Below are 24,806 nucleotides of genomic sequence, written 5' to 3'. Positions count from 1 at the left end.
ATGAAATTCCAGGTAAACCACGAAGCACAGCGTCCAATCCAGGCACCGAAACATGGTGAGCATATTCAGGTCAACATCACCACAAAGGTGAACAGCCAGTCTATCCGGCGCGAAACATACAACGGGCGTGAGCACCTGGTGCTGCCGAGCTACACACTTCCAGCTAACGTCGTCATGAATGGCGGCTTGTACACGCAAGAGCAAATCGACGCCCACTATAAGGGGCTGGAAGGTACCCTGGCGCCGCTGGGCCACCCTCAGGTTAATGGTCAGTTCGTGTCTGCTTTCTCCCCGGAGGGGATTAACGCAGGCCATATCGGCGCGTGGAACCGCAACGTTAAGAAGTCCGGTAATCGTATCTACCTCGAAAAGTGGGTTGATGTTGCCCGCGCCGGTGAGTCTGAAGGTGGCCGAGAACTACTTGAGCGCGTCGCAGCCATCGAGCGCGGCGATGACGTTCCGCCGATTCATACCAGTGTCGCCGCTTTCCTCGACCAGCTTGAGCCTAACGAACAACAGAGAGCTACGGGTGCCGAGTGGGTGGCGAAGATTCACAGCATGGACCACGACGCGATCCTACTGCACGAAGTCGGAGCCGCCACCCCTGAGCAGGGCGTTGGCCTGATGGTAAACGCCGATCTGGCGCAGCCGCTTAAAGCGAACTCCGGCGCGCTGGTGGGTGAATCCTACCGGGAGCGCGAGCAGCGTCTCGATCGGGCAGCCAAAGCCAAGTTTGCGCCGGGCACGGATGAATATGCCTGGGTTGCTGACTTCACTGACTCGCAGGTGGTCATCGTGCGAAATGGCGGTGATGCTCAGGTTTACGGTTATTCCGCTGATGGCGGGAAGATCACAATCGACGATACCGGAACCGCAGTAGCGCGCCAGGAGTCGTGGGTGGCAGTCGTCGCTAACAAATTCAAAGCTCTATTCACACCGCAGGAACAGCCTGCACCAAACCACAAAACGGAGGGCGACATGCCTTTAACCAAAGAAGAACTGGAACAAATCGGCAGCATGATCGGCCAGGCTGTTGCGACCAATACTGAAGCGGCTATTAAGCCTCTCGCGGAAAAGGTTGATGCGCTGCAGGCCAATCAGAAGCAACTCGCGGAAACCCTTACCGCGAACTCCCGTGCCGAAGAGAAAGCAAAGCGCGAAGCGGTTGCGAAGGTCCATGGCGATATCGTCGCGAACGCTCTGTCAGGCGAAGCTCTGGACGCGATGTTCAAGTCGCTGGGCGAAGCTGCGCCGCTGGGCACCAACAATGCTCAGCAGCACAAAGAAACCGGCGCACCAGCCGCAGACGAACACTTCAAGTAAGGAGCCGGAATAATGCCACGTTATCGTCGCGTTAATATCGACGGTCAGTCTCTGTACAAGACCGAAACCCGCACAACGGCCGCCGGGTTGCTTCCTGGCACCGCCGCAACCATCAACTCATCCGATAAATTCGCTCAGGCCACCGCGCTAACCGGCCGCCTGTACATCATCGATGTCGGTTATCACCAGGGCCTGACAATCACCGAAGAAATCCCTGCCGGGGATTCGGCAGTAGGTAACTACGTCGAAGAAGGTCGTGAGCTGGCGCTGCGCTGCCTGCCTGGTGCGTATAAAAAAGACAGCCCGATCAAGCTGGGAACTGCCGGTCAGTTTACCCTTGCCACATCCGACACTGATTCAGTGATCGGCTACAGCCAGGATGAATACACCATCGCGGCCAGCACCACTGACTTCATTCGCGTGCGTATGCGCGTTGGCACTGTCGCCGCAGCTGGCGCGTAACAAAAGGACAAACACATATGTACTTCTCTAAAGAGACGCTGGCGACTAACTCCCGCCTCGGCGGGCACTGGAGTGAGCTGTGGGCAAACCGCAACATGTGGAACCTACAGAACGATTCCATCATTGCAGCTAACCGCGCAATGATGACGCCTGACATGCTGGCTTGTAACGCTGTTGGCGGTTTCTCCCGTGACTTCTGGGCTGAGATTGACAACCAGGTGCTGCAGCTGCGGGATCAGGAAGTTGGCATGGAAATCGTAAACGACCTGATCGGCGTTCAGACCGTGCTGCCGGTTGGTAAAACCGCCAAGCTGTATAACGTGGTCGGCGACATCGCTGACGACGTGTCAGTAAGCATCGATGGTCAGGCGCCATTCTCCTTCGACCACACTGACTACGCGAGCGATGGCGACCCGATTCCGGTGTTCACTGCTGGCTACGGTGTTAACTGGCGTCATGCTGCTGGCCTTAACTCTGTAGGCATTGATCTGGTTCTGGATTCGCAGATGGCGAAGATGCGCAAGTTCAACCAGAAGCGCGTCAACTACTACCTGAACGGCGATTCAAAAATTCAGGTTCAGTCCTACCCGGCGCAGGGCATCAAGAACCACCGCAACACCAAGAAGATTAACCTCGGTTCTGGTGCTGGTGGTGCGAACATCGACCTGACCAGCGCAACCACGACTCAATATTTTGAGTTCTTTGGTAAAGGAGCATTCGGTACCACCGCACGCACCAACAAAGTAGCTCAGTATGATGTGATGTGGGTTTCCCCTGAGATCTGGGCAAATATGGCTCAGCCATACGTAGTTAATGGTGTGGTGAGCGGCACTCTCCTGCAGGCTGTTCTGCCATTCGCACCGGTGAAAGAAATCCGCATGAGCTTCGCGCTGACCGGTAACGAGTTTATCGCGTACGTTCGTCGTCGTGACGTGATCTCCCCACTGGTGGGTATGGCTGTTGGCGTTGTGCCACTGCCGCGCCCACTGCCTAACGTTAACTACAACTTCCAGATCATGTCTGCTGAAGGCCTGCAAATTACTGCAGACGATCAGGGCCTGTCTGGCGTTGTCTACGGCGCTAACCTGGCGTAAGGAAACAGCATGGCTAAATACGAAGTTGTGCGCCCATGGTTCGGCGTAAAGGTTGGCGACGTGGTGGAGTTGAAAGATCTTCACCCGGCGCTGAAGTCTAACGTCCGGCTGATGAAGGGCGAGGCTGGTGGCGAGCTGAAACCTGCAACACCTGATGCCGGTACCAGTGAAAAATCTCGCAAAGAGATTATTCAGGACCGCCTTACTGAGCTGGGAATTGAGTTCAAAGGCACCCTGGGCGCGGAAAAGCTCAGTGAGCTGTTGCCGGATGGCGAACTCGAAAAGCTTTTCCCTGCTGAATAACAGCCGCCGCTAAGGCGGTTTTTTTATGCCCCGCCCCGGCGGGGTATTTCACGGAGTCGATAATGGTAACTCTCGAACAGGCGAAGGAGTATCTGGAGAGCCAGGGAATTACCATTCCCGATTTTGTTCTTCAGGCTCTCGTCGACCAGGCCAACAGCATTCAGGAGTGTCTCGATGCGCATTATCCGGCATCGACCGCGCTGCTGATTCAGCTCTATCTGCTGGCGCTTATGGGTCTCGGGCAGGGGGATAAGTACATCTCAAGCCAGACAGCTCCGAGTGGTGCATCGCGCTCGTTCCGATACCAATCGTTCACCGATCGCTGGAAGGCCTCGGTTAACCTGTTGCGCGAGCTGGATAAGTACGGATGCGCCACCTCGCTAATTCCTGCCGACCCTACCGCCGCCCCGGCATTTGCTGGTATCTGGATCGGGAAGGGCGGCTGCATGTGCGGGGGCAAGTGATGACGTACAAATCAGTTAAGCACGGCCTGCCGCGCTCGTTCACCCGCGTCTGGGTGATGACCGACACCGGGCGGGAGACTACCGGCTACGTAAAATCAGACGGCGAGTGGTTCATCAACTGCCCGCGCATCCGGGCGACTGGCGCGAAGGTGCTGAGGTGGAAAGAATGAAGCGAGGCGGGTTACTGAAAAAAAGTCCACTTTATCGAGTTGGCGAAGTCGTCATGGACTCTTGCATCCCACCGAACGCCATTAAGCGCAGTGAGCAACTTAAAGGCCAGTGCGGAAACGTGACGGTTTTCCTGCGCTGGAAGGAGGGCTGATGTCATCGGTAGCGAACTGGTCATACACAGCCACGGCGACCATCTGGCGCAAGCTGGAAGGAAATGACGAATACGGCGATCCGCTGGGCTATGCCGAACCTGAGAAAATCCCCTGTGATTACGAGGGCGGGCTCAGCAAGAAGTTAGCCAGCCTGGGCGCTGAAATCGTCGTGAAGAACACTGTCTGGACGGAGTTCGCGTTGGCGGCCGCTGGTGATTACATCATGATTGGCGTATCGAATGAAGCAAACCCGGTTGCGGCAGGTGCTGACGAGGTGCGTCAGGTTATCCGTTACGCCGATACGTTCGAGCGACTGACGGATGATTACGCCATTATAACGGCCTCAAGCAGAGTGTAATTATGGGCATAAAAATTCGTGGCGCGGCACGTGTTGAGCGCAATATTGACAGAATTCTGAATGATATTCAGGGTAGGAAAATCATTCGAGCGCTCCAGTCTGCGATGATTCTTGGGGCGGCTAGAGCGGCACTTTACACGCCGATCGATACCTCAGCACTTTTGAATAGCCAGTTTCGCGAAATCGTAACTGACGGAGCTGTAATCACAGGCAGGGTTGGTTACTCGACCAACTATGCCGTTTATGTTCATGACCCTGGCAACCCGCAGAGGTTCCGTCGCTCAACTGCTAAAAAAGAATTCCTCACCCTTGGATTTGAAGAGGAGCGCTCTGCCATCGATGATGTTGTGCGTAAGGAGCTTTCACTATGACACCAATGATGCATGAGCGGGTCAGAAACATGTTCGTCGATGCCGGGATAACTGTGGGTTTCACAGTGCAGCAGCTGATGTACGATGACCCCGGCGACCTGTCGAAAGCGATCATGGTGTTCAGGCCAAACGGCGGCTCGAATATCCGTACAGACCTCGGCTCTGAGTATCACGTCCTGGTCGACGTAGTAGGCGCAAAAGATAAGCGCAAAGACGCACTCAATGCCGTACAGCGCATCGTCGATTACGTCCAGGCCAACCCCATGGCTGACGAGTGTGTCGGCTACATCCAGAACATGGGCGCAATCCCGCCCCCTGTGCTAACAGAAGAAGGGCGAATAGTCTTCCGATTGCAATTTGCATGCACGTTTGGCGACTAGCCATTCCCAACCAAATAACCCGCTCAGGCGGGTTTTCTTTTATACGTCAAAGAGGAGTTTCACATGGCTAATTGCCAGAACTCGAACGAGCGCCTGTTCGGCGGTGCGGTCGTGCTGGAAGTCGCCGATGGCTGCCCTGACGTCAAGCCACTTGAATCTGAGTGGATGGCGCTGGCTGCCGGTACGTCTAAGGGCTTCGACTTCAACCCGAACTCGGTTACCTCTGATGCGGATGACGGAGGCGGCTATGTCGAGACCATCATCACCAACAGTGATTTTACCCTGAGCTTTGAAGGCGAAGTGCGCAAGAAGGACAAACTGGATCAGTACGGTGTCGGCAAGTTCATCAAGTATTTCGCTGATGAGCTGAAGGCCAAGCGCCAGCCTGGTATCTGGGTGCGCATGGACTACGGCCCGGTCGAATTCATCGGCTACATGAACATCACGGCGCTGAGCTCTGACGGTGGTACCAACGACATCGTCACGTTCTCTACTGAGTTCAAAGTCGGCGATGCGAGCACTATCGAAGTGAACGAAATCACTGCGGTTGCGGTGACTGGCGTGACGGTAACCCCGACAACCAGCACCGGCACGGCAGGCGGTACCAGCACCTTCACGGTGAACATCGCACCAACCGGCGCAACCAACAAAGATTTCACTGTAGCGACTACCGATGCGACCAAAGCAACGGCCACCGCATCCGGCAACACCGTTACCGTGACGCGCGTCGCCACCGGCAGCGCGCAGATCATCATCAACACCGAAGACGGCAACTTTGTGGCCGTGCATACGGTTACCGTTACGTAACGGACATTCCAAAGGGCGGCGTGCTGCCCTTGATAATGACCGCTAAACGGAATTGACCCATGATCCCATTAAAAGAAATTGGCGAATTCCTTATTGCTGCTGGCGAAAAGGAATACTTTTTCCGTCCATCGTTTATCAATATGACTCGAATAGGCGAGCCAAAAGATATCGTTACTGCTTTCTATGATCTTCATCATGATGAAGTATCAGATCTTATAAGGTCGGCCATCAATGCCTATGGATTGGTGCCTGAGTGGCTCATTCAGCATATAAGAACAACCAGTTATGGGAAAAAAGCAATAATGGCTGCAATGACGGTGCTTTCATCCTGTTGCGACACAGACGTTACCCCATTGATTGGTGAGCTACGCATAGCCAAAACCAAAGGAAAGCCATTCAAACTCCGGCATGGGGCAATGGATGAGTTTGATATGGTTGTGATTGCGCAAGCACTAATAACGCACGGCATTATTGGGAAAGCCAGGATAAGAAAGCTACAGCGCCATGAGAATACCAGCACGACATCTGAATTTAATGCATTCGAGTATATCAGCGCAGCCAGAAATCATTTTGGTATGAGTCGGGATGAGGCGGAGCAGCTTACCATGACTGAGTTTCAGTATTTAATTGCTGCCAAATACCCGGACCAGAAAGGATTTACCAGGGAAGAATATGACTCAATATCAGAGGATTATTTAGCCAAAAAAGCAAGAAGAGTGTCGATGGCTCAGCAGGCGGCATGAGCTGTTCATTACAGTAACCTCGCTCAGGCGGGGTTTTTTATTGCCCGGAGATTAGATTATGGATGGTACTGTCAGCGCTGGAACGATTGTTTATGAAGTTGACATGGACACCGCCGGGATCCTTCAGGGACGCCGGGATATTGATGCCGCGTTGAATGGGCTCAACGGTAGCATGGGTCGTCTTGAGGCGGGATTAAACCGCACTGAGCGATCCCTGTCCTCGATTGAAGGCACTATGTCCAGCTTAACTGGCGTCGCGAAAGCGCTCATAGCAGCTCTTTCTGTCCAGCAGGTTGGCGCATATGCCCAGGCATGGCAGGACCTGAGTAATAAACTGGCAAACGCCGTCAGGGATTCCGTACCTCCTTTTGAGACCTTGGCTGATGTCACCGAGCGTGTTTTTGATATCTCTCAAAAGACTCGTTCAGGTCTCGATGCCACGGCCACTCTCTATGCACGTCTCGAGCGATCAACACGGAGTTATGGTGTCAGTGTTGAGGACATTACCAGGCTGACAACCATTATTAACCAGGGCTTCGTGGTCTCAGGGTCAACAGCCGAGGAGGCAAGCAACGCAATCATTCAGCTTGCTCAGGGGCTGGCGTCCGGAGCTTTAAGAGGTGATGAATTTAACTCTGTGAACGAGCAGGGTAACCGGCTCATGATTGCTCTTGCTGACTCTATGAATGTCAGCATTGGGGCGCTCAGAAACATGGCTGCAGAGGGCAAGTTAACCACTGATGTGATCGTGAATGGGTTGCTTTCTCAGGGCGATAAAATTGGACAGGAGTTCGCTAAAACTACTGCAACGATCAGCCAGTCTCTTGAAATTGCCAACAACAACATCACGAAGTTCTTTGGCGAGAATGCCACTGTAAAAACTGGCGTCAAAATATTCAGTGATTCAGTTATTACACTCAGTGAAAACCTGGACGTTCTCAGCGCTACTCTGACCATTGTTGCAGGTGTTATGGGCGCGCGATATGTCGGCGCTCTGACCATGGCCACCTCTGCGAAAATTGCAGATATCGCAGCATCTCGTCAGCAGGTCGTAGCAGACAATCAGACGGCACAGGCTGCTTTGGTTGCTGCTAATTCTGTTCAGCGTAAGGCTCTTGCTGATAAAGAGGCTGCTCTATCTTCTCTCGCGCTGGCCCAGGCTGAATATAACGTGGCAAAAGGTAGCGCTGCAGAGATGCTGGCAATGGATGCTCTTGTGGCCGCAAAAACACGGGCTACTACCGCATCTCTTGCTCTTGCGGAGGCTGAAACTGCCCAGGCTGCAGCGTCGGCCCGTGCGGCGACAGCTGCTCGTGCAGCGTCCGTTGGTATCGGAATGGCTCGCGGTGCGCTTGCTCTTATAGGTGGTCCAGCTGGGGCGGCTATGCTTGCTGCCGGAGCTATCTTCTATTTCTGGCAGAAAGCCCAGCAGGCAAAAGAGGAGGCTATCGCCTTCGCTGATGGTCTGGATAAGCTAAATGCTGCCATGAATGCAATGTCAAACACGCAGCTGCGTGGGGCAATTGCAGATGCAAATAATTCTATTCGAGCTCAGAAAGAGGCTGTTGCCGATCTGCAAAGTGAAGTTGACTCGCTGAGAGACAGATACCAGAACTTTACCCCGGCCGCCCAGAAGGTTGCTGAATCTATGGGGCAGGGCGCAGACTTTGCCCGGCAACAAGCTGAAGTGTCTGATGATTTGGCGCGTAAGACGCGAGACCTTGAGGCTGCAAAGGATAAATTATCCAGGACAGAAGAAACCGCGTCAGAGGCGACTCGAACGCTCACGAACAACATGCTCACGGCGATGGGAGTTCATGACCAACTCATTGAAAAATCATGGTCCCTCGAGCAGGTGCAGGGTGCGGTAGCGAAAGCCTTTGGAGAAACAGCTGATGAAATAAACCGAGCTAATCAGGCCGGAAAAAGCTTCGACCCAAAAGCGCTTCAGATATCTCCGGCGACCAAGGAGGGGGATAAAGTTATCGCTACTCTGGAAGAGCAGAATGAATTACTTAAAATTCAGGATGAAAGAGAGCGGGCGATAGCCAAAGCAAGGATCCAGGCTGCCAAGGTCACTGACAATCAGAATCAAATCTCTGCAGCTGGCAGGCTGGCTGCTGAGAATTATGATTTAGAGAAGTCAGAAGAAGCCAGGAATAAAGCTCAACAAGAGAGTGAGCAGCAGGGGAAAAAATCAGCGTCTTCTGCTGAATCTGTTGCTCAGAAGCTGGCAAACCTGAAGCAGCAAGCAGAACTGGCGGCTGGGTCAACTCAAGAACTTAGCAGAGAGCAGGCCATTCTTAATGCCGAGCAATCTCTTGGGAAGGGCGCGACTCAGGCCCAGATCGCCGAAGCCCGCCAGTATGCTGCAGAGAAATGGGATACGGCGAATGCCATCAAGGCCGAGGCTGCCGCGCAAAAGCTTCTACCGGAAGCGCGCGAAAACGCCAGCTATAAGCAAGATGTTCAGGATCTGAATACCGCTCTGGCTGCTAAGAAAATCAGTCAGGAGCAGTTCAATCAGACATCTGAGAGACTGGAGGCAACTCACCAGGCAAACCTCGCAAAAATCCGCGCGCAGCAGGCGGTGACGCCACAGCAAGAGGCAGTTGCACAGGTTGATCCAGTGCAGCAATTAGCTAATCAGCACGCACAGCAACTGGCCCTTATCCAACAGTTCGAGCAGCAGGGGTTATTAGCTCACCAGAATGCATTAGCCCTTAAAAATGCTGCCGATACGCAGTATGAGCAGCAAAGAACCGCTGCACAATGGGAGCTTCTTAGCCAGCAGAGCCTGGGGTACAGCATGCTGACAAGTGCAGTAGATGCGTTTTCAGGTAATGCATCTAATGCGTTAACCGGGCTGATCACCGGAACGATGTCAGCGCAGGATGCTATGCGCTCACTCGGTAACACGATGCTGAATAGCGTGGTAAATGCGCTAGTCCAGGTTGGGGTAGAGGCTCTCAAAAACTTCATTATAGGGCAGACATTGGGCGCAGCAGCTACTGCTGCCAGTGCGACGGAGGCTGTATTTCTGGCTAAAGCATGGGCTCCGGCAGCAGCCTTTGCCAGTCTTGCCTCTTTTGGTGGGAACTCAGTTCCTGCCATGACAGGAATTGCTTCAACGGTAGGCCTGGCACAGGGCCTTGCTTTAACCGGTATGCGTTACAATGGCGGCCCGGTGAATGCAGGAGGTCTTTATCAGGTCGGTGAGCGAGGGAAGCCGGAGATTTACCAGGCCAGTACCGGTAAGCAGTACATGATACCGGGCGACAACGGCAAGGTGATCAGCAACAAGGATATGCAGGGTGGGGGAGGCATCAACGTTGTCTTAAATGTTCAGAACTATAACGGTTCATCAATAGATGCGCAGGCCAGTTCTGACGGCAATGGCGGCGTGACTGTGGATTTAATCGTCGCTGACCTGAACAACGGCGGGCCAATCAGTAACGCCATAACCAGCAACATGAACGTTAAACGCACGCCAAGAGGGCAGGGCTGATGCCAATTATCGACTATCCCGACTGGCTGCCGCTGGCGCAGAAGGCCAGCAAAAACATGACGCTTGATACCGGGTTCCAGACCGATCAGCCAGCGGTCGGCCCGGCAATCTTCGAGAATCAAACCGACGACCTGAAAGTGACCTGGTCACTGACGTGGATCTTCACTCTGGCGCAGGAGCGCGCCTTCCAGCAGTGGCTGCGCAGCCCGAACTATCTCAACCGGGGGCTGAACTGGTTCCGGATGAATATCAATCTTGGCGGCAGTGGACTGCAGCTACAGGAGCTTCACTTCACGCAGATGCCGGTGCAAACCAGTATCGACGGCGGAGTGGTGACCTGGACGGGAACCGTTATCGCCAACCACCTTTACAACGCAGACGACGAATTCGACGACATCATTGTTGAACTGCCGCCGCCTTGGGATTCGTGGCTGGATATCGTGGTTACGGGTTATCCGGACGGGCGTGATCCGGAAAGTCTCCCGAGGATCCCCTGATGCCATCTTTTCGTCAATATAAGCAGCAGCGCCCGACGCGCGGTCTATACGATACCATCACGTTCTACCATCCATCCTTTGGCTACGTCCGCCTGGTCGACAAGCAGTTCTTTGCGAAGACGCTTGGCGGCCAGACGTACACTCCCGCGCGCTTTGAAATCGAGGAGAGTCAGCAGAGCGGCACGCCGGTGATCGACGCGACGGTGAAGTTAGGCCGGTTGTCGTCGGATATCAAAGCGCTGATGAAACAGTGGAAGGGGGCGGCCAGGCTGACAGCCATCACGGCCACGCGGCAGATCTTCGACAGCGGCGATGTGTCGGTGCCGATTAAGTCCTGGCAGTTATACGTCAAGACGGTAGATATTGATGCCGACGCCGCATCGGTCACTCTGTCTGTGACCAACCCGCTCAATAATAATATTGGAAAATTATACGATCCCCGCGAATACACTGGACTCCAGTACCTATAAGGAATCCGCATGACTAAAGATGAATTTATCCGGCGGGTTATCGGAGTACCGTGGGCTAACCGGGCCTGCTCGTTCGAGAAAGTCGACTGCTGGGGGCTGGTTGTGCTGTATTACCGGCACGTTATCGGTATAGAGCTGCACCAGACACCGGACTACGAAGCCGGTGAGGACTTCTTCACCTGCTATCAGGGGGACGTCGTCTTCTGGCGCCAGGTCGATAAACCGATCGATGGGGGAATATTTGTCTGGTACCGCGGCGCGCAACCGGCGCACGTTGGGCTGGTGCTTAACAGGCAGGCGCTGCATTCACGCGGCGAGAACGGAAGCGTGCGCATGGACTCGTTGCTGGTCATTCAGCGTGCATTCACTAAAGTGGAGTTTTTCGAATATGGCGCTGGTTGAGATATCGAACTTTCCAGGAACGCCTAAGCTGCGTTGTAGGGTGCCAAACGGCACCCTTTTTTATGACTGGCTGGCAGCCAATGACGCCACCTTTCACCGTGATCTGCTGATCGTCCGCAACGGCGTAAGGCTTGGCGACGATGATGAGTTGGCGTTTGAGTTGAGCGAGCTGGACAACATCCAGATTTTCGACCAGCCGAAAGGTATTGTCGGCGACATTCTGAGCCCGATCTTTAAAGTGGTGGGCCAGGTGTTTTCGTTCCTGGCGCCGAAGCCAGCTATCGCAAACAACGGCGGAAATACCGTCGACTCACCAAACAATAGTCTGACCGGTCAGACAAACACCGCGCGTGTGTATAAGGCCAAGCCAGACATATACGGCCAGATTCGTTCGTTCCCGGATCTGATTCAGGAGTCAGTATTCGAATACGTGCACCAGACGTCCACCGACGGCGGCCTAAAGTACGTCACGGAATGGATGTGCATCGGGATCGGCAAATACGATTACGAGTCTGTGCGCTACTCAGAATCAAGCCTCGGCTCACTGGCTGGTGCCGAATTCCAGTTCTTCCAGCCAGGCGAAGTTATTCCGCAGATCGTTGAGGGATACGGGTTCGATGACGTCGACGGGCAGGAGGTGCCCGGGCAGAACGAAGCCAGCGATTTCCCGATCGAAACAGCAACGGCAAACACGGTTGTCAGCGGAACGTATTCCGGCGGCCAGATAGCGATGAAAATCGTCAAGCAGGCTGAGTTTGATTACTTCATGGGCCTGGTTCTGCCGCACGCTGTGACTTTCACCATCAACGTGACGTATAGCACGGCCTCCGGCAACGTGACTACCGATGCGACATTCTCCGGCACGCTGATTTCCGCAGTCGAAACAAACGACGGCGCGGTGGTTAACCCAGTTCAGTGGTACACCTTCACGATGAACCAACTCCAGGGACCACAGGATATCCCTGCCAACGCGACGATAAACACCACGAAGTTCATTCTCAATGACAACGAGGCTCTGATCGTCGGACCGTTCTTCTCCCCGGTTGAGTCAACTCAGCTTTGGCTGCATACACAGTCCAGCCTGGGCGGAAATAAGGAAACTAACTGGAAGGTCGTCCTCTGGAAAATCGACGACGATTACAACCAGGTGCCTGGCACGCAGCAGACTTTCACATACCGGCAGACGACCCCGCATGATTCCACAAGTGAGGTATTCTACCGCACTGACAAAATCACACCTTCCGGGGGATTCGGAAAGTACGCGGTTAGCTTCCAGCGCACCGATAACTCCAGTGATGCAAGCCTGTTGAAGGTCGAAGAGATCCACAGTATCAACATCCGGACAAACGTCGTTCACCAGACTGACACGCTGGTACGGGTGAAAGTGAGGGCGACCGAGAACGCGCTGGGAAGCCGTGAGCGCAAATATAACGCGCTGGTGACGCGCCATACCATCACCTACGACCTGGACACGCAGACGGTGGATTACACGCTGCGTCCGTCGCGCTCGTTCGCTGATGCAGTGGCGCACACCTGGCTGATTATGGGCGAGCAGCCGGTAAGCAGCATTGACCTGTATGGACTGTACTCGATCGCTGAAAGCCTGCCTGATAAACGGCTGGGTTACTTCGACTACACGTTTGACGATGAGAATGACTCTCTCGGTGACCGCGTACAGGCGATCTGCAATGCGGCTTCAGTGGTGGCTTACTGGGATGATGGCGTGCTGACGTTTACTCGCGACCAGAAGGTTGACTACCCGGCGGCCGTATTCAACCGGGCCAACATGAAGACGGACGAGTACAAAATGACGTACGAAGCTACTCTTCCTGGCGGTTATGACGGCGTGCAGGTGTCATACGTCCACCCGACAACAAACAACAAGACGTACATCAACTACCGCGTGGTGAACGGCGCTATCGTCGAGCAGGAAGCGGAAAACCCGAACAAGCTGGAGATCGTCGGATTCCGTAACGAGTACCAGGCGCGGGAACGCGCTTTGCGCGAAACGAAGCGACTTATCTACTCCAGGGTGAAGATGAACGCCAAAGTGTTTGAAGATGGAATCATTCAGGTAGGCAGCGTCATTCAGATGCCGGACATCTACGACAGCAACCAGCAGCAGGGTTACATAACAGGCCGCACCGGGAATGACTTTGATACCAGCGAACCGATCACCTTTTCCGGGGATATGTTTGTCTTGGTAACCGACAGTCTTGGCAATCCCACTCTGCGTTATCCAGCCACCGCCCGTAGCGACACGAAGTACGGCTTCACCGCGGCTATCCCCAACATTCAGCTCAACATATGGAACGGAGACACTGTGCAGCTCCCGTCGCGCTATCTCATTGCGACAGTGGAGGAGCTGGACAGTCAGCTATGGACGGTCAACAGCATCAAACCGAACACAGATAACACGGTATCTCTGACCGTCGCGGAATACAGCGACGCCATCTACCAATAAGAACCGTCCCCGACCAACCGAACCCGGCCACCGCGCCGGTTTTTTTTATGGAATCAATATGGCTACTACACCTACTCAGAATTCTGTTCCGAGCGAATCACCACGCGACCTTAAGTTTAACGCGGGTAAAATTGACGAGTTCGTTACTTCGCTGGTAAACACCTATGTTGACCGGTTCGGAAACGAGCATTACACCATCGAAGGTCTTCGCTGGCTGGCTCAGCAGGCTATTGCTCAGTTCGGGTGGGTCCTTATCGACTCGTTCCAGGACGGCGCTAATATCACCCTGCCAAACCAGGCGCTACGTGACGAAGATACCGGCGAATATTATCGTTGGGACGGCGCGCTGCCGAAGCATGTGGATGCCGGCTCTACGCCATCATCTTCCGGCGGGGTTGGCGTAGGCGCGTGGGTAGGTATTGGTGATGCGAGCCTGCGAGCAATGCTAGCTACATCTGCGGGCGCGGGAATGATCGGCGCGCTGGACTCAGATGGAAATGCAACGACTGTTCAGAATGCAATCGGCCATTATCGCGCCTATACGGTTAAAAAGAGATTAGATGAGGAGTTGAGCGTTGGTGCGATCGCCGGGGTAGATCCGACAGGCGCTACTGATTCGACGGCAGCTCTTAACGGTTTCTTTTCCCTTTTAAATACTAATGGAACCAGGACAAGCGTCCGTATCCCGGCGGGGACGTACCTTACTACCGGTTTAACTATTAACAATACGTCTTTGGTTATCAAAGGTGCAGGTGAATACCCTTACGGCGCATCCACAACTAAAATTAAAGCTGCGGCCGCCAATACAACATTGATGACATTCACAAGAAGTGGTTGTCGTATTGAAGGCCTTCTTTTTGAAGGTTTCGAAGCCGCAGTTAACTTTGGTGCTACAGAAACATGTACCGGCGTGAAGTTCCAGCCGTCAACGGGCACGCTTGCAGACATCGATAGCACTGTGCACGGCTGTACATTCTTTTGCCTGAAGAACGGTGTGGTTGGGTATGGTAGAAACCTTACTCAGCGGCTTAATGGTTATTCGCATGTCGCTTTCCCAATAACTCTTAACTACGTGCCTGGTCAGCAATTCCGTGGTCACGTTATAGACGACAATAGATTCCACTCATGTGGCGGATTTGGATCAGCTACCGATACTAGTCTTGCGGATTCTGTGTGCATAAAACTTGTAACCAACACTGCCCAAGGTGTGTTAGCGGATAATTATGCCGGTGATATCAGCATTAAAAATAACAAATGCGACAATGGGTGCTTCCAATTCTTCCTGGGCCACTTCGGTAGAGGGAGCATCATGTCCTGCAATGACATATTCCGCTGTGGTGGATCATTATCAGTGATGATTAAAATCGACAATACCGCTACATCATCAAATACTGACTATGATAATTTTGTATTGATAGGCAATACTATAGCCTCGGACGCGGCAAGCACCAACCCGCAGTCCTTCCCTGATTATGCATTATGGATGACAGGAGTGAGAGGCGGCGTTGTGTCTGGTAATGCCTTCGGTAAGCTATATAAACATGGCCTTGTTATGGAGAACTGTGCAGACATTGTACTAAACGCAATTCAGTTAAAAAACCCAAGCATGAGTGTTGCATTTGGTGGCTCAGCTTATAATGCAGTGGAAATAATAAGAGGTGGTAACAATATTCAGATTCTTGGTCTGAATGTTCGAAACTCACAGTCATCAACTCAGATTCAGTTCGTTATCAATAACGCAAGCGCAACGAACGTAATGGTTGATAACATACAGGCTAATGGATATATCTCGATGATTAACGAGGGCTCATCAGCTAGAACTCATGGCATTATCAATTTCGGAGGAAACAGGAGAAAAGAAGTCTTTGCTACAACGGTAGCTGGAATACCCTCAACAATTAATTATTCCGTAGGCGATATTTGCTGGTTTACGACACCTCCAGCCTCTGGAACAGCCTACGCTGGTGCTATTTGCGTCACTGCTGGCAATGGATCTGCTGCTGTGTGGCGTAACTTTGGTGCATTTGCTTAAAAGAAATGGGGCGTTCGCCCCATTTCTATCAGTATTTTCCGTGGAAACTTATAACTAAAATATTGTCTCTCTTATGGAAAGAATAGTCTCGCCTTACCAGGAGAGCTTTCCCACTAGATATATCTGATGCATATTTTTGAGACAATCCAGCTCTAGCATTGGTTACACCATATTTACCTAGTTGAAAGTATGACCAGTACCAATCATTGTTCAAATATCTCAAGATAGCATCCTTCATGGCAGGGTATTTTTTTAAAACAATGGCAACCTGCTGAGGATAGTCCATATAGCCATTAGTCTGTATTTTCAATTGTCCAAGTGGATCGATAGTTGATAAATCATTTGCAATGTTTACTGCAACATAATTTTCATATTCGTCCTGAAATTTCAAGGCATTTCCGTATGAGAATGAGTAAACATACGAGAAGGCAATAAATAGTATTGCAGGAACCAGTGATGCTCTGTTGAATCTATCATGCATGAAAAGTATAGCCATCATCAAAAAAATGAAAGCTGAAAATGATACAAAGACACGAGGCGATGCAATTGGGTAAACCAATAGGCACATATGAATAAATGTCAAAGCGAAAACAATGATCGGTGATGCCATAACCATAATTGAGCAGATTATAGCTATAGGTTTGTTTTTTTGTTTATTAAAAATACCGAATAAAATTGAGCCGAGGCTGGCAACTATGAAAAAAGCCACTAAAGCAATAGTAATGCTTGGTATGGAGGTCGCGTATTTCATTATCTTTTCAAGATAGATATGTACGTTCCGGGCAAATATATCAAACCCTTCCTTATTTAAAAGGATTGTTTGAGAGTGCTGCCAAGTATAACCATTGCTTTCCAGAACTGTCGCTGGTTTTATTACCTTGTCATACAATAAGTAACCTATTCCAAAGCACAACCCCCTCTCTACAATTCTCAAAAAGACAAATTTTAAATCTATTCCTTTGTTTATGTAACTAACTGATTCTATTACTGCTAAAGATACAAAAAGACCAATAGATGCTTGATATGAGCTCAAAGAAGCAATTACGGCTATAGTCGCTATTGTAGCTCTAGCGTATATGTTCGATATATTAATGTAAGCAAGCAATAAAACACATACACTAATCATCATAGGGAACGAATCATACTTATACGAAAGGTTCTCAAGATAAAATGGGTTAACTATGAATCCTAATGATGCGATAACCGTTATCAATATACCTTTCTTTGGAATGACAGATCTGACGTATGCCACGGAAGTAACAGAATACAAGGCTAACGCTAGCAGCAGAGGTAAGGGGGATATGTCTAAGTTAAGCCCTCCAAATGATAGAAACTTCATTATCATTTCTGCAAAAGGCCTACCATTACCTTTCCACCCATAATACCCAGTGGTAGTCCGACCCATGTCGTCAACGTACAGCCTGTCGGCCATGATTATTGGTAGTACATATAAAATGCACATGGAAAAGACAACGAAAATTGGCAATCGGTTGTTTTTAATGAACACTCCAATTCTATTGGTGGTCATTTTGTTTTCCTTTTTAACAGATATTTAGGTCTGTTCTTGACCTCTACATAAATCCTTCCAATATACTCCCCAAGCACACCTATACCAATGAGCTGAACGCCGCCCAAGAAAAGAATTGCCGTCATGAGTGACGGATAACCCGGAACGGGATTCCCCCATATCAGCTTATCTACAACCATCCATGCAGCATAGATAAATGCAAACATAGACACGCCAAGACCTATGTACGTCCATACTCGAAGCGGGAATGTTGAGAAGCTGGTGATACCTTCTAAAGCAAGATTCCAGAGCTTCCAGCCGTTGAATTTTGTGCTCCCTGCCACGCGCTCTGCTCGAGCGTATTCGACAACATCCGTACGGCCTCCAACCCAACTCAGCACGCCTTTCATGAACAAATTTCGTTCCGGCATGAGCTTGATATTTTCTACCACTTCACGGGACATAAGTCGGAAATCGCCAACGTTCTCCTCGATCTGCGGGTTACTGATCTTATTGTGCAGCTTGTAGAACCATTCAGCTGATTTACGCTTCAGGCGGCTATCTGTGGAGCGGTCAGAACGCTTGGCCAGCACCATATCTGCACCGGCTTGCCACTTCTCAATCAGGTGAGGGATGACTTCTATCGGGTCTTGCAGGTCAACGTCAATCGGGATAACGGCCTCACCGGTGGCATGGTCAAGTCCGGCGAACAGCGCAGGCTCTTTCCCGAAGTTGCGAGTGAATGACAGTGGAACCACGAGCGGATCAGCGATAGCAATCGCGTTAATGATGGATTCTGTAGCGTCTTTGCTGCCGTCGTTGATGAAAACTATTTCCACTTCATGTTGTTTAAGATCTTCAAATTCGCGCACGGTTTTATAAAAGATTGGAATAGCTTCCTCTTCATTAAATACCGGAACGACCAGAGAAATTTTCATTTCGCATCCCTAAAGACAATGAACTTTGAATAAATAAACCCGCACACCAGGCTGATGGCGGAGAAAAGAATGAGAGTCACGATCGGAGCCATACCGGACTTATCTGCGGCCCAACCAACAGCTGCGCTCAGGGTTCCCATAAACCCTACATACACCATGTAGCGCATCGTAGTTGTCGATGACTTAAAGGTGAACCTGGCGTTTGCAAAGAAGCTGAAAGACACTGCCACGACGAATCCGGCGAAGTTACCAAGCGCCTGACCTGTGTGAAACACGTATATGCAAATAGCGAACACAACCCAGTGAATGAGCGTGTTTATGACGCCGATTGATGTGTACCTGGCAAATAACTTTAACATGATATAAATCAGTAAATTCTGAAAGGTCTGAAGTGTAGCACTACAAAGACTATTGATCGATACCGTCGATCGATAATACTGTATACATATACAGTAACTATCGGAGGTGAGTATGGGATTCCCGAGCCCGGCTGCTGATTACGTTGAAAGTCGCCTGTCACTTGATGAGGCGCTTATCATGAAACCTGCTGCTACGTACTACATGCGGGCGGGTGAGACTATCTACAGATGCGGCATCATGAAAGATGCGCTCCTTGTCATCGATTCGTCGCTTAAGCCGTGTGACGGCTCGCTGCTTATCTGTGACTGCAACGGTGAGTTTAAAGTAAAGAGGTATCGCACATACCCGCATCCGCATCTGGAGAATGTGGCGAACGGGAGAAAGGAGAGGCTGCCTGGTAACGACGAGGGTATCAGTGGGGCGCTACCAATATTCGGGGTAATCACGTACATCATCAACGATGCGCGGACAGGTGAGTTTGATGATTGCCCGGTGATGTAGAAAGGAAATTACACAGCTATACCATGAGGCATGGCTGTGTACTCTCTGTGTCACAGTTGTGTCATGCATGGATGAATCAGAAGGAAATACGACAGCAAGTAATGACACGTTATGACACAAACGCGGTGCGAGCGCGGAAAAACCAATGATATTACAGTGTGTTAAACAGTACTCTACGTTCTTCTAAGCCGTAGGTCGTAGGTTCGAATCCTACAGGGCGTGCCATTTAGTCTCAGCCTTAATCCAGCCCACTCTTCCCCAGACCGACCAACCGCTACCGAACCTTCACTCTGTACCCGCTTTTAACCGTCTGATTTGCGTGGTTAATTCCAGATGTGTATCATTCTGAACCCGGCTCTGTAGCCTGTCGGTCAGAACGTTTGTTCCGCCATCGACCGGACATTGGCGTAGTTCCAGTCAGGGCCACCATACCGCCACTAGCTCATCGGGAAGAGCGACAACCAGGATGTTGTAGTACGGGGTTCGAGGCTCCGGTGGCGGACCAACGCCGACTTAGCTCAGTAGGTAGAGCAACTGACGTGTAATCCGTAGGTCATCCGTTCGATTCCGGTAGTCGGCACCCTATTTATGGCTTCCCCGTGGGATGCCTCCGGCACGACATTCATTTCACTGTTGTACATGCCAATCATGAAGGACATTTATGTGGTATCTACTCGCAACTTCGCTTGCCGCACTTTCCCTGAATAAAAGCCTGGCTTACCTGATGCTGGGGTTAACGGCATTTCTCGGCTGGAAACAGAGCATTCTTGATGCCCCGGCGCTGCTGGTGATTGCATTAATCGTTATTGGCTGGTCTGTTGTTGAATGGCTACGTAATAAAAATAATAAATATACTTATCTGGTCGAAGGCCTGTGCGTAGTCATCGCCGTTGCCCTGGTTTTGCATGCGATCCCTGGCTTCCATAACCCGAAGGTACTGGACGCTGTCGTTGTTGGTCCGCAAAGCATACCGTTCAGTATGTACTTTAATATGGACAAGGCAGTGGTGCCGTTCTTTTTAATTACGTGCATGCCAACGTTATTCGTAGCAAAACCCCTTTATAAACCTGGCAAGGTAGGCTGGGGAATATTGGTATTGGCGATACCCGCGCTGTTACTTCTGGCTGTTGCGTTGGGCGGGCTGAGAATTGAGCCGCATGCGCCAGAATGGTTTGCTCAATTTGCCCTTGCGAATATTTTCTTCGTCTCTTTAGCCGAGGAAGCCTTGTTCAGAGGCTATCTGCAGCAGCGCTTGTCCCGGGTTGTGCATCCTGTTGTAGCACTGTTGATTGCCTCACTCATTTTTGGGCTAATGCATTATAGCGGCGGTTTACTGCTGATTATTTTTGCCAGCCTCTCCGGTATTATTTACGGCCTGGCGTGGATGTGGAGCGGAGGGCTCTGGGTTGCAACGTTCTTGCATTTTGGGCTGAACTGCGTGCATTTATTGTTCTTCACCTATCCGATGTACGCCCCTCACGCGTCTGTGTGATGCTTTTTAAAATAGTGGCCTTATAAATTTGGCTGCCTCCGGATAAGCATAAAAAGCCCCGAAGCATCGGGGCTTTTTTTATATATGCCGCGGGCATGAATAACACATTTATCTTCGCGTCAGAATAAATAGAAGGCTAATGAATTTCATTGTTGGCAGGCTTAAGGTTTTCTTAATCTAAAAATTATCTCGCATTAAAACTTGGGTTTTTATCATTCTAAAATCTGCTAAAAACAAATTTTACACTTTTACGTCTAAACTCGATTGATAGTAATTATCATTAGCGTTGTTATATGCTTTAATCCTGTCCCACACAGCCCTTTGTTGTTTATCACGTTGGTCTATTAAGGATATGTTCATGAATTCTCGCCTGCTGTCATGCTTCTCGCTTGCCCTGTTGTCTTCATCACTTTTCCTTTCAACTCAATCGTTTGCCGCTGATAATAACGAAGGTATCGTTGTTTATAACGCGCAGCATGAAAATCTGGTGAAGTCGTGGGTAGACGGTTTTACCAAAGAAACGGGTATTAAGGTCACGCTGCGTAATGGCGATGACAGCGAGCTGGGCAACCAGCTGGTGCAGGAAGGCAGCGCATCGCCTGCGGATGTATTTTTAACGGAAAACTCGCCGTCAATGGTGCTGGTTGATAACGCCAAACTGTTTGCATCATTAGATGCAGAGACATTAAAGCAGGTACCGGCGGAGTATCGCCCGGCACACGGCCGCTGGATCGGGATCGCCGCTCGCAGCACCGTGTTTGTCTATAACCCGGAAAAACTGAGCGAGCAGCAGCTGCCAAAATCGCTGATGGATCTGGCTAAACCCGAGTGGAAAGGCCGCTGGGCTGCCTCTCCGTCAGGAGCCGATTTCCAGGCGATCGTCAGCGCAATGCTGGCCCTGAAAGGCGAGCAGGCCACTCTTGAGTGGCTCAAAGCGATGAAAGCCAATTTCGTTGCCTATAAAGGCAACAGCACGGTGATGAAAGCCGTTAACGCCGGTCAGATTGATGGCGGGGTGATTTATCACTACTACCGTTTTGTCGATCAGTCCAAAACGGGTGAAAACAGCAAAAACACTAAGCTCTACTACTTCAAACATCAGGATCCGGGCGCCTTTGTTAGCCTCTCCGGCGGCGGCGTGCTGGCGTCCAGCAAACACAAAGCGCAGGCACAGGCCTTCATTAAATACATCACCGGCAAAGAAGGGCAGGATAGCCTGCGCACCAATAACGCCTTTGAATATGCGGTGGGCGTGAACGCGGCCTCTAACCCGAAACTGGTGCCGCTGAACGAGCTGGATGCACCGAAAGTGGAACCTTCCACGCTTAACAGTAAAAAAGTCATCGAGCTGATGACGCAAGCTGGCCTGCTGTGATCCTGAGAGTAAAGTGAACGTCCTATGTCTGGTCTGAGTCTCGACATCGGCAAAAACAGAGTGCGGGAGCCTGCCCGCAGGCGTCCTGCGCTGCCGATGGTTGCGTTAGCTGTCCTGTTTTCATTAATGGCGCTTCTGCCTTTGGGCTTTATCATTGCCATAGGCATTGAGACGGGCTGGGAAACCATTAAGGCGTTGGTGTTTCGCCCGCGTGTTGCTGAGCTGCTCAGCAACACGCTGTGGCTGACGGCCTTAGCGGTGCCACTCTGTATCGTCACCGGCGTGGCGATAGCCTGGCTGACGGAACGTACTCAGCTCGCCGGGCGGGGGATCTGGTCTGCGCTGGCGGTGGCCCCGTTGGCCATCCCCGCGTTCGTGCAAAGCTACGCCTGGGTGAGCGTGGTGCCTTCCATGCATGGGCTTTCTGCGGGCGTGTTTCTCTCCGTGTTAGCCTACTACCCGTTTATCTATATGCCCGTGGCGGCGGTGCTGCGTCGTCTGGATCCAACGCTTGAAGATGTTGCCGCTTCGCTCGGCACGCCGCCGTGGCGGGTCTTTTTTCGCGTGGTGTTACCGCAGCTTAAGCTCGCGATTTGCGGCGGCGCGCTGCTGGTGGCCCTGCATCTGCTGGCGGAATATGGCCTGTACGTGATGATCCGCTTTGATACCTTCACCACCGCCATTTACGACCAGTTCCAGTCGACATTCAGTGGCCCGGCGGCAAACATGCTGGCGGGGGTGCTGGCGCTATGCTGTCTGGCCATCTTGCTGCTGGAAGGGGTCACCCGCGGGAAAGCCCGTTATGCGCGCATCGGCGCTGGGGCGGCACGTGAACAGACGCGCTGGCCGCTAAAGCCTGTTGCTGCGGCGTTGGGCCAGCTGTTTTTCCTCATGCTGATTGTGCTGGCGCTGGGCGTACCGCTCATTGTGCTGTGTCGCTGGATATGGCTTGGCGGCGTACAGAACTGGATGAGCGCCGATCTCTGGCACTCGCTGCGCCAGACGCTGATGCTCGGCGTGGGCGGCGCGCTGCTGACCACCGCCTGTGTCATTCCCATCGCCTGGCTCGGTATCCGTTATCCGCACCGCATCTTCCGGATGCTGGAAGGGTGCATTTACATCACCAGCTCTCTGCCGGGGATCGTCACCGCCCTCGCGCTGGTCACGGTCACCATTCACTATGCACGTCCGATTTATCAGACCGAAATTACGCTGTTCCTGGCTTATCTGCTGATGTTTATGCCCCGTGCGCTCATTAACCTGCGGGCCGGGATTGCCCAGGCGCCGGTGGAGCTCGAAAACGTGGCGCGCAGTCTGGGCAGCACGCCCGCGAAGGCATTGTGGAGCGTCACCATGCGATTGGCCGCGCCCGGTGCGGCGGCAGGGGCGGCGCTGGTCTTCCTTGGCGTCAGTAACGAACTGACGGCGACGCTGCTGCTCTCCCCGCTGGGAACGCGCACGCTGTCCACCGGTTTCTGGGCGCTGACCAGCGAGATCGATTATGTTGCCGCTGCGCCTTACGCCATGCTGATGATTTTGATTTCACTGCCGCTGACCGCCATTCTTTATATGCAGTCCAAAAAAATTGCAGGGCTATGAGATGCTTGAATTAACGTCCATTTCTAAATCGTTTTCCGATGCGCAGGTGCTCGACAGCTTAAACCTGAGCGTCGCGCCGGGAAGCCGGACGGCGATTGTCGGGCCGTCAGGGTCGGGTAAAACCACGCTGCTGCGTATCCTTGCCGGGTTCGAAACGCCGGATAGCGGACGGATCGTGATGCAGGGCCGAACCCTGTTCGATCAGAACAACTTTATTCCCGCGCATCTGCGTAAAATTGGCTTTGTTCCTCAGGAGGGGGCGCTCTTCCCGCATCTTAATGTGGCAGACAACATTGCCTGGGGATTAGACGGTACCCGCCACGAGAAGCGCCAGCGCGTGGAAGCACTGATGGAGATGGTCTCGCTTGACAGACAACTCGCCACGCACTGGCCGCATGAGATTTCCGGCGGCCAGCAGCAGCGCGTGGCGCTTGCCCGCGCGCTGGCGCAGCGTCCTTCCCTGATGCTGCTGGATGAACCCTTCTCGGCGCTGGATACCGGCCTGCGCGCCATGACGCGTAAGGCCACGGCTGACCTGCTGGCGGAAGCGGGCGTGGCCTCGATCCTGGTGACTCACGATCAAAACGAAGCGTTGTCCTTTGCCACGCAGGTGGCGGTCATGCGATCCGGACGTTTCACTCAGGTCGGCACGCCTTATCAGGTCTATAGCCAGCCCGTGGATGAAGAGACGGCGCTGTTCCTGGGGGATGCGGTGATCCTGCCTGCTCAGCTCGCCAGCGGCTATGCGCTCTGCGCGCTGGGCGAGGTGCCCACGGATAACGCCCAGGCGACGGGGCAGGGCAGAGTGATGTTGCGCCCTGAGCAACTGCACGTGACGGCATGCGCGGCGCACGAAAGCCCGGTGTCGATTGTTGATGTGGATTTCACCGGCCAGCTCTCCACGCTGACGCTGGCGTTAGCCGGACAAACGGAGCCGATTACCCTGAAAACCGTCAGTCAGCCTGGTTGGCTCCCGGGGGCGGCGGTGCGTATTGATATTGCTGGTACGGCGCGCGTTTTTGAATATTCTTAA

25 protein-coding genes are annotated in these 24,806 nt (G+C 52.3%); 22 read left to right on the top strand and 3 right to left on the bottom strand.

All coding sequences use genetic code 11. The features are described from left to right. From ECL_RS15760 to ECL_RS15680, 17 genes are all read left to right on the top strand, one after another. On the top strand, window positions 1–1,323 hold the full coding sequence (locus ECL_RS15760; protein WP_013095981.1) for a hypothetical protein: 1,323 nt from the start codon (window positions 1–3) through the stop codon (window positions 1,321–1,323). 12 nt (window positions 1,324–1,335) lie between these two features. Beyond that, window positions 1,336–1,785, top strand: coding sequence for a gp53 minor capsid family protein (locus ECL_RS15755; RefSeq protein ID WP_013095982.1), 450 nt, complete (start codon window positions 1,336–1,338; stop codon window positions 1,783–1,785). Window positions 1,786–1,802: 17 nt separating this feature from the next. Then, on the top strand, window positions 1,803–2,879 hold the full coding sequence (locus tag ECL_RS15750; RefSeq protein ID WP_013095983.1) for a major capsid protein: 1,077 nt from the start codon (window positions 1,803–1,805) through the stop codon (window positions 2,877–2,879). 9 nt (window positions 2,880–2,888) lie between these two features. Then, the gene (locus ECL_RS15745) at window positions 2,889–3,182 is read left to right on the top strand and encodes a hypothetical protein (RefSeq protein ID WP_013097718.1); all 294 of its coding nucleotides are present in this window, start codon (window positions 2,889–2,891) and stop codon (window positions 3,180–3,182) included. Window positions 3,183–3,244: 62 nt separating this feature from the next. Further along, window positions 3,245–3,646, top strand: coding sequence for a DUF7370 family protein (locus ECL_RS15740; protein WP_013097717.1), 402 nt, complete (start codon window positions 3,245–3,247; stop codon window positions 3,644–3,646). Then, on the top strand, window positions 3,646–3,816 hold the full coding sequence (locus tag ECL_RS15735; RefSeq protein ID WP_013097716.1) for a hypothetical protein: 171 nt from the start codon (window positions 3,646–3,648) through the stop codon (window positions 3,814–3,816). The genes ECL_RS15740 and ECL_RS15735 overlap by 1 nt, the downstream gene beginning before the upstream one ends. A gap of 151 nt (window positions 3,817–3,967) precedes the next feature. After that, complete coding sequence (locus ECL_RS15730; RefSeq protein WP_013097714.1) at window positions 3,968–4,327, top strand: hypothetical protein; 360 nt, start codon at window positions 3,968–3,970, stop codon at window positions 4,325–4,327. Between the two features lie 2 nt (window positions 4,328–4,329). Beyond that, window positions 4,330–4,698: a hypothetical protein gene (locus ECL_RS15725; RefSeq protein WP_044158821.1), complete on the top strand. Its 369-nt coding sequence runs from the start codon at window positions 4,330–4,332 to the stop codon at window positions 4,696–4,698. Then, window positions 4,695–5,078 (top strand): phage tail termination protein, encoded by a 384-nt coding sequence (locus tag ECL_RS15720; protein WP_013097713.1) that lies wholly within the window; start codon window positions 4,695–4,697, stop codon window positions 5,076–5,078. Before ECL_RS15725 ends, ECL_RS15720 begins: the two co-directional genes overlap by 4 nt. Window positions 5,079–5,141: 63 nt before the next feature. Next, window positions 5,142–5,885 carry a phage tail tube protein gene (locus tag ECL_RS15715; protein WP_013097712.1) on the top strand — a complete coding sequence of 248 codons (744 nt, stop codon included), beginning with the start codon at window positions 5,142–5,144 and terminating at the stop codon, window positions 5,883–5,885. A gap of 59 nt (window positions 5,886–5,944) precedes the next feature. Further along, window positions 5,945–6,628, top strand: coding sequence for a DUF6246 family protein (locus tag ECL_RS15710; RefSeq protein WP_013097711.1), 684 nt, complete (start codon window positions 5,945–5,947; stop codon window positions 6,626–6,628). A 58-nt stretch (window positions 6,629–6,686) separates the two neighbouring features. Beyond that, window positions 6,687–10,136 (top strand): tape measure protein, encoded by a 3,450-nt coding sequence (locus tag ECL_RS15705; RefSeq protein ID WP_013097710.1) that lies wholly within the window; start codon window positions 6,687–6,689, stop codon window positions 10,134–10,136. Beyond that, window positions 10,136–10,633, top strand: a complete 498-nt coding sequence (locus ECL_RS15700; RefSeq protein ID WP_013097709.1) for a hypothetical protein — start codon at window positions 10,136–10,138, stop codon at window positions 10,631–10,633. Before ECL_RS15705 ends, ECL_RS15700 begins: the two co-directional genes overlap by 1 nt. Beyond that, complete coding sequence (locus ECL_RS15695; RefSeq protein WP_013097708.1) at window positions 10,633–11,103, top strand: hypothetical protein; 471 nt, start codon at window positions 10,633–10,635, stop codon at window positions 11,101–11,103. The genes ECL_RS15700 and ECL_RS15695 overlap by 1 nt, the downstream gene beginning before the upstream one ends. Before the next feature lie 9 nt (window positions 11,104–11,112). Then, window positions 11,113–11,505, top strand: coding sequence for an NlpC/P60 family protein (locus ECL_RS15690; RefSeq protein ID WP_013097707.1), 393 nt, complete (start codon window positions 11,113–11,115; stop codon window positions 11,503–11,505). Further along, window positions 11,492–13,969: a host specificity factor TipJ family phage tail protein gene (locus tag ECL_RS15685; protein WP_044158819.1), complete on the top strand. Its 2,478-nt coding sequence runs from the start codon at window positions 11,492–11,494 to the stop codon at window positions 13,967–13,969. Before ECL_RS15690 ends, ECL_RS15685 begins: the two co-directional genes overlap by 14 nt. Before the next feature lie 58 nt (window positions 13,970–14,027). Beyond that, on the top strand, window positions 14,028–16,001 hold the full coding sequence (locus ECL_RS15680; RefSeq protein WP_013097705.1) for a tail fiber/spike domain-containing protein: 1,974 nt from the start codon (window positions 14,028–14,030) through the stop codon (window positions 15,999–16,001). Between the two features lie 28 nt (window positions 16,002–16,029). Here ECL_RS15680 and ECL_RS15675 read toward each other — a convergent pair whose 3' ends face one another. From ECL_RS15675 to ECL_RS15665, 3 genes are read right to left on the bottom strand one after another with little or no spacing between them, the layout of a single operon-like run. Continuing rightward, complete coding sequence (locus ECL_RS15675; protein ID WP_013097704.1) at window positions 16,030–17,529, bottom strand: glucosyltransferase domain-containing protein; 1,500 nt, start codon at window positions 17,527–17,529, stop codon at window positions 16,030–16,032. After that, complete coding sequence (locus ECL_RS15670; protein WP_013097703.1) at window positions 17,526–18,446, bottom strand: glycosyltransferase family 2 protein; 921 nt, start codon at window positions 18,444–18,446, stop codon at window positions 17,526–17,528. Before ECL_RS15670 ends, ECL_RS15675 begins: the two co-directional genes overlap by 4 nt. Continuing rightward, complete coding sequence (locus ECL_RS15665; RefSeq protein WP_032652865.1) at window positions 18,443–18,805, bottom strand: GtrA family protein; 363 nt, start codon at window positions 18,803–18,805, stop codon at window positions 18,443–18,445. Before ECL_RS15665 ends, ECL_RS15670 begins: the two co-directional genes overlap by 4 nt. A gap of 112 nt (window positions 18,806–18,917) precedes the next feature. Here ECL_RS15665 and ECL_RS15660 point away from each other — a divergent pair, with 112 nt between their 5' ends. From ECL_RS15660 to ECL_RS15640, 5 genes are all read left to right on the top strand, one after another. Beyond that, the gene (locus tag ECL_RS15660; RefSeq protein WP_032652866.1) at window positions 18,918–19,307 is read left to right on the top strand and encodes a HumD family translesion DNA polymerase; all 390 of its coding nucleotides are present in this window, start codon (window positions 18,918–18,920) and stop codon (window positions 19,305–19,307) included. Between the two features lie 661 nt (window positions 19,308–19,968). After that, complete coding sequence (locus tag ECL_RS15655; protein ID WP_013097701.1) at window positions 19,969–20,799, top strand: CPBP family intramembrane glutamic endopeptidase; 831 nt, start codon at window positions 19,969–19,971, stop codon at window positions 20,797–20,799. 358 nt (window positions 20,800–21,157) lie between these two features. Then, the gene (locus ECL_RS15650; RefSeq protein ID WP_013097700.1) at window positions 21,158–22,174 is read left to right on the top strand and encodes an iron ABC transporter substrate-binding protein; all 1,017 of its coding nucleotides are present in this window, start codon (window positions 21,158–21,160) and stop codon (window positions 22,172–22,174) included. Window positions 22,175–22,198: 24 nt separating this feature from the next. After that, window positions 22,199–23,773, top strand: coding sequence for an ABC transporter permease (locus ECL_RS15645; protein ID WP_013097699.1), 1,575 nt, complete (start codon window positions 22,199–22,201; stop codon window positions 23,771–23,773). 1 nt (window position 23,774) lies between these two features. After that, entirely contained in the window at window positions 23,775–24,806 is a 1,032-nt protein-coding gene (locus ECL_RS15640) for an ABC transporter ATP-binding protein (RefSeq protein WP_013097698.1), read from the top strand.

It is taken from the genome of Enterobacter cloacae subsp. cloacae ATCC 13047 (genome assembly GCF_000025565.1).
In the GTDB taxonomy this organism is placed as follows: Bacteria; Pseudomonadota; Gammaproteobacteria; order Enterobacterales; family Enterobacteriaceae; genus Enterobacter; species Enterobacter cloacae.
This window is presented reverse-complemented; position numbering and strand designations above follow the sequence as displayed.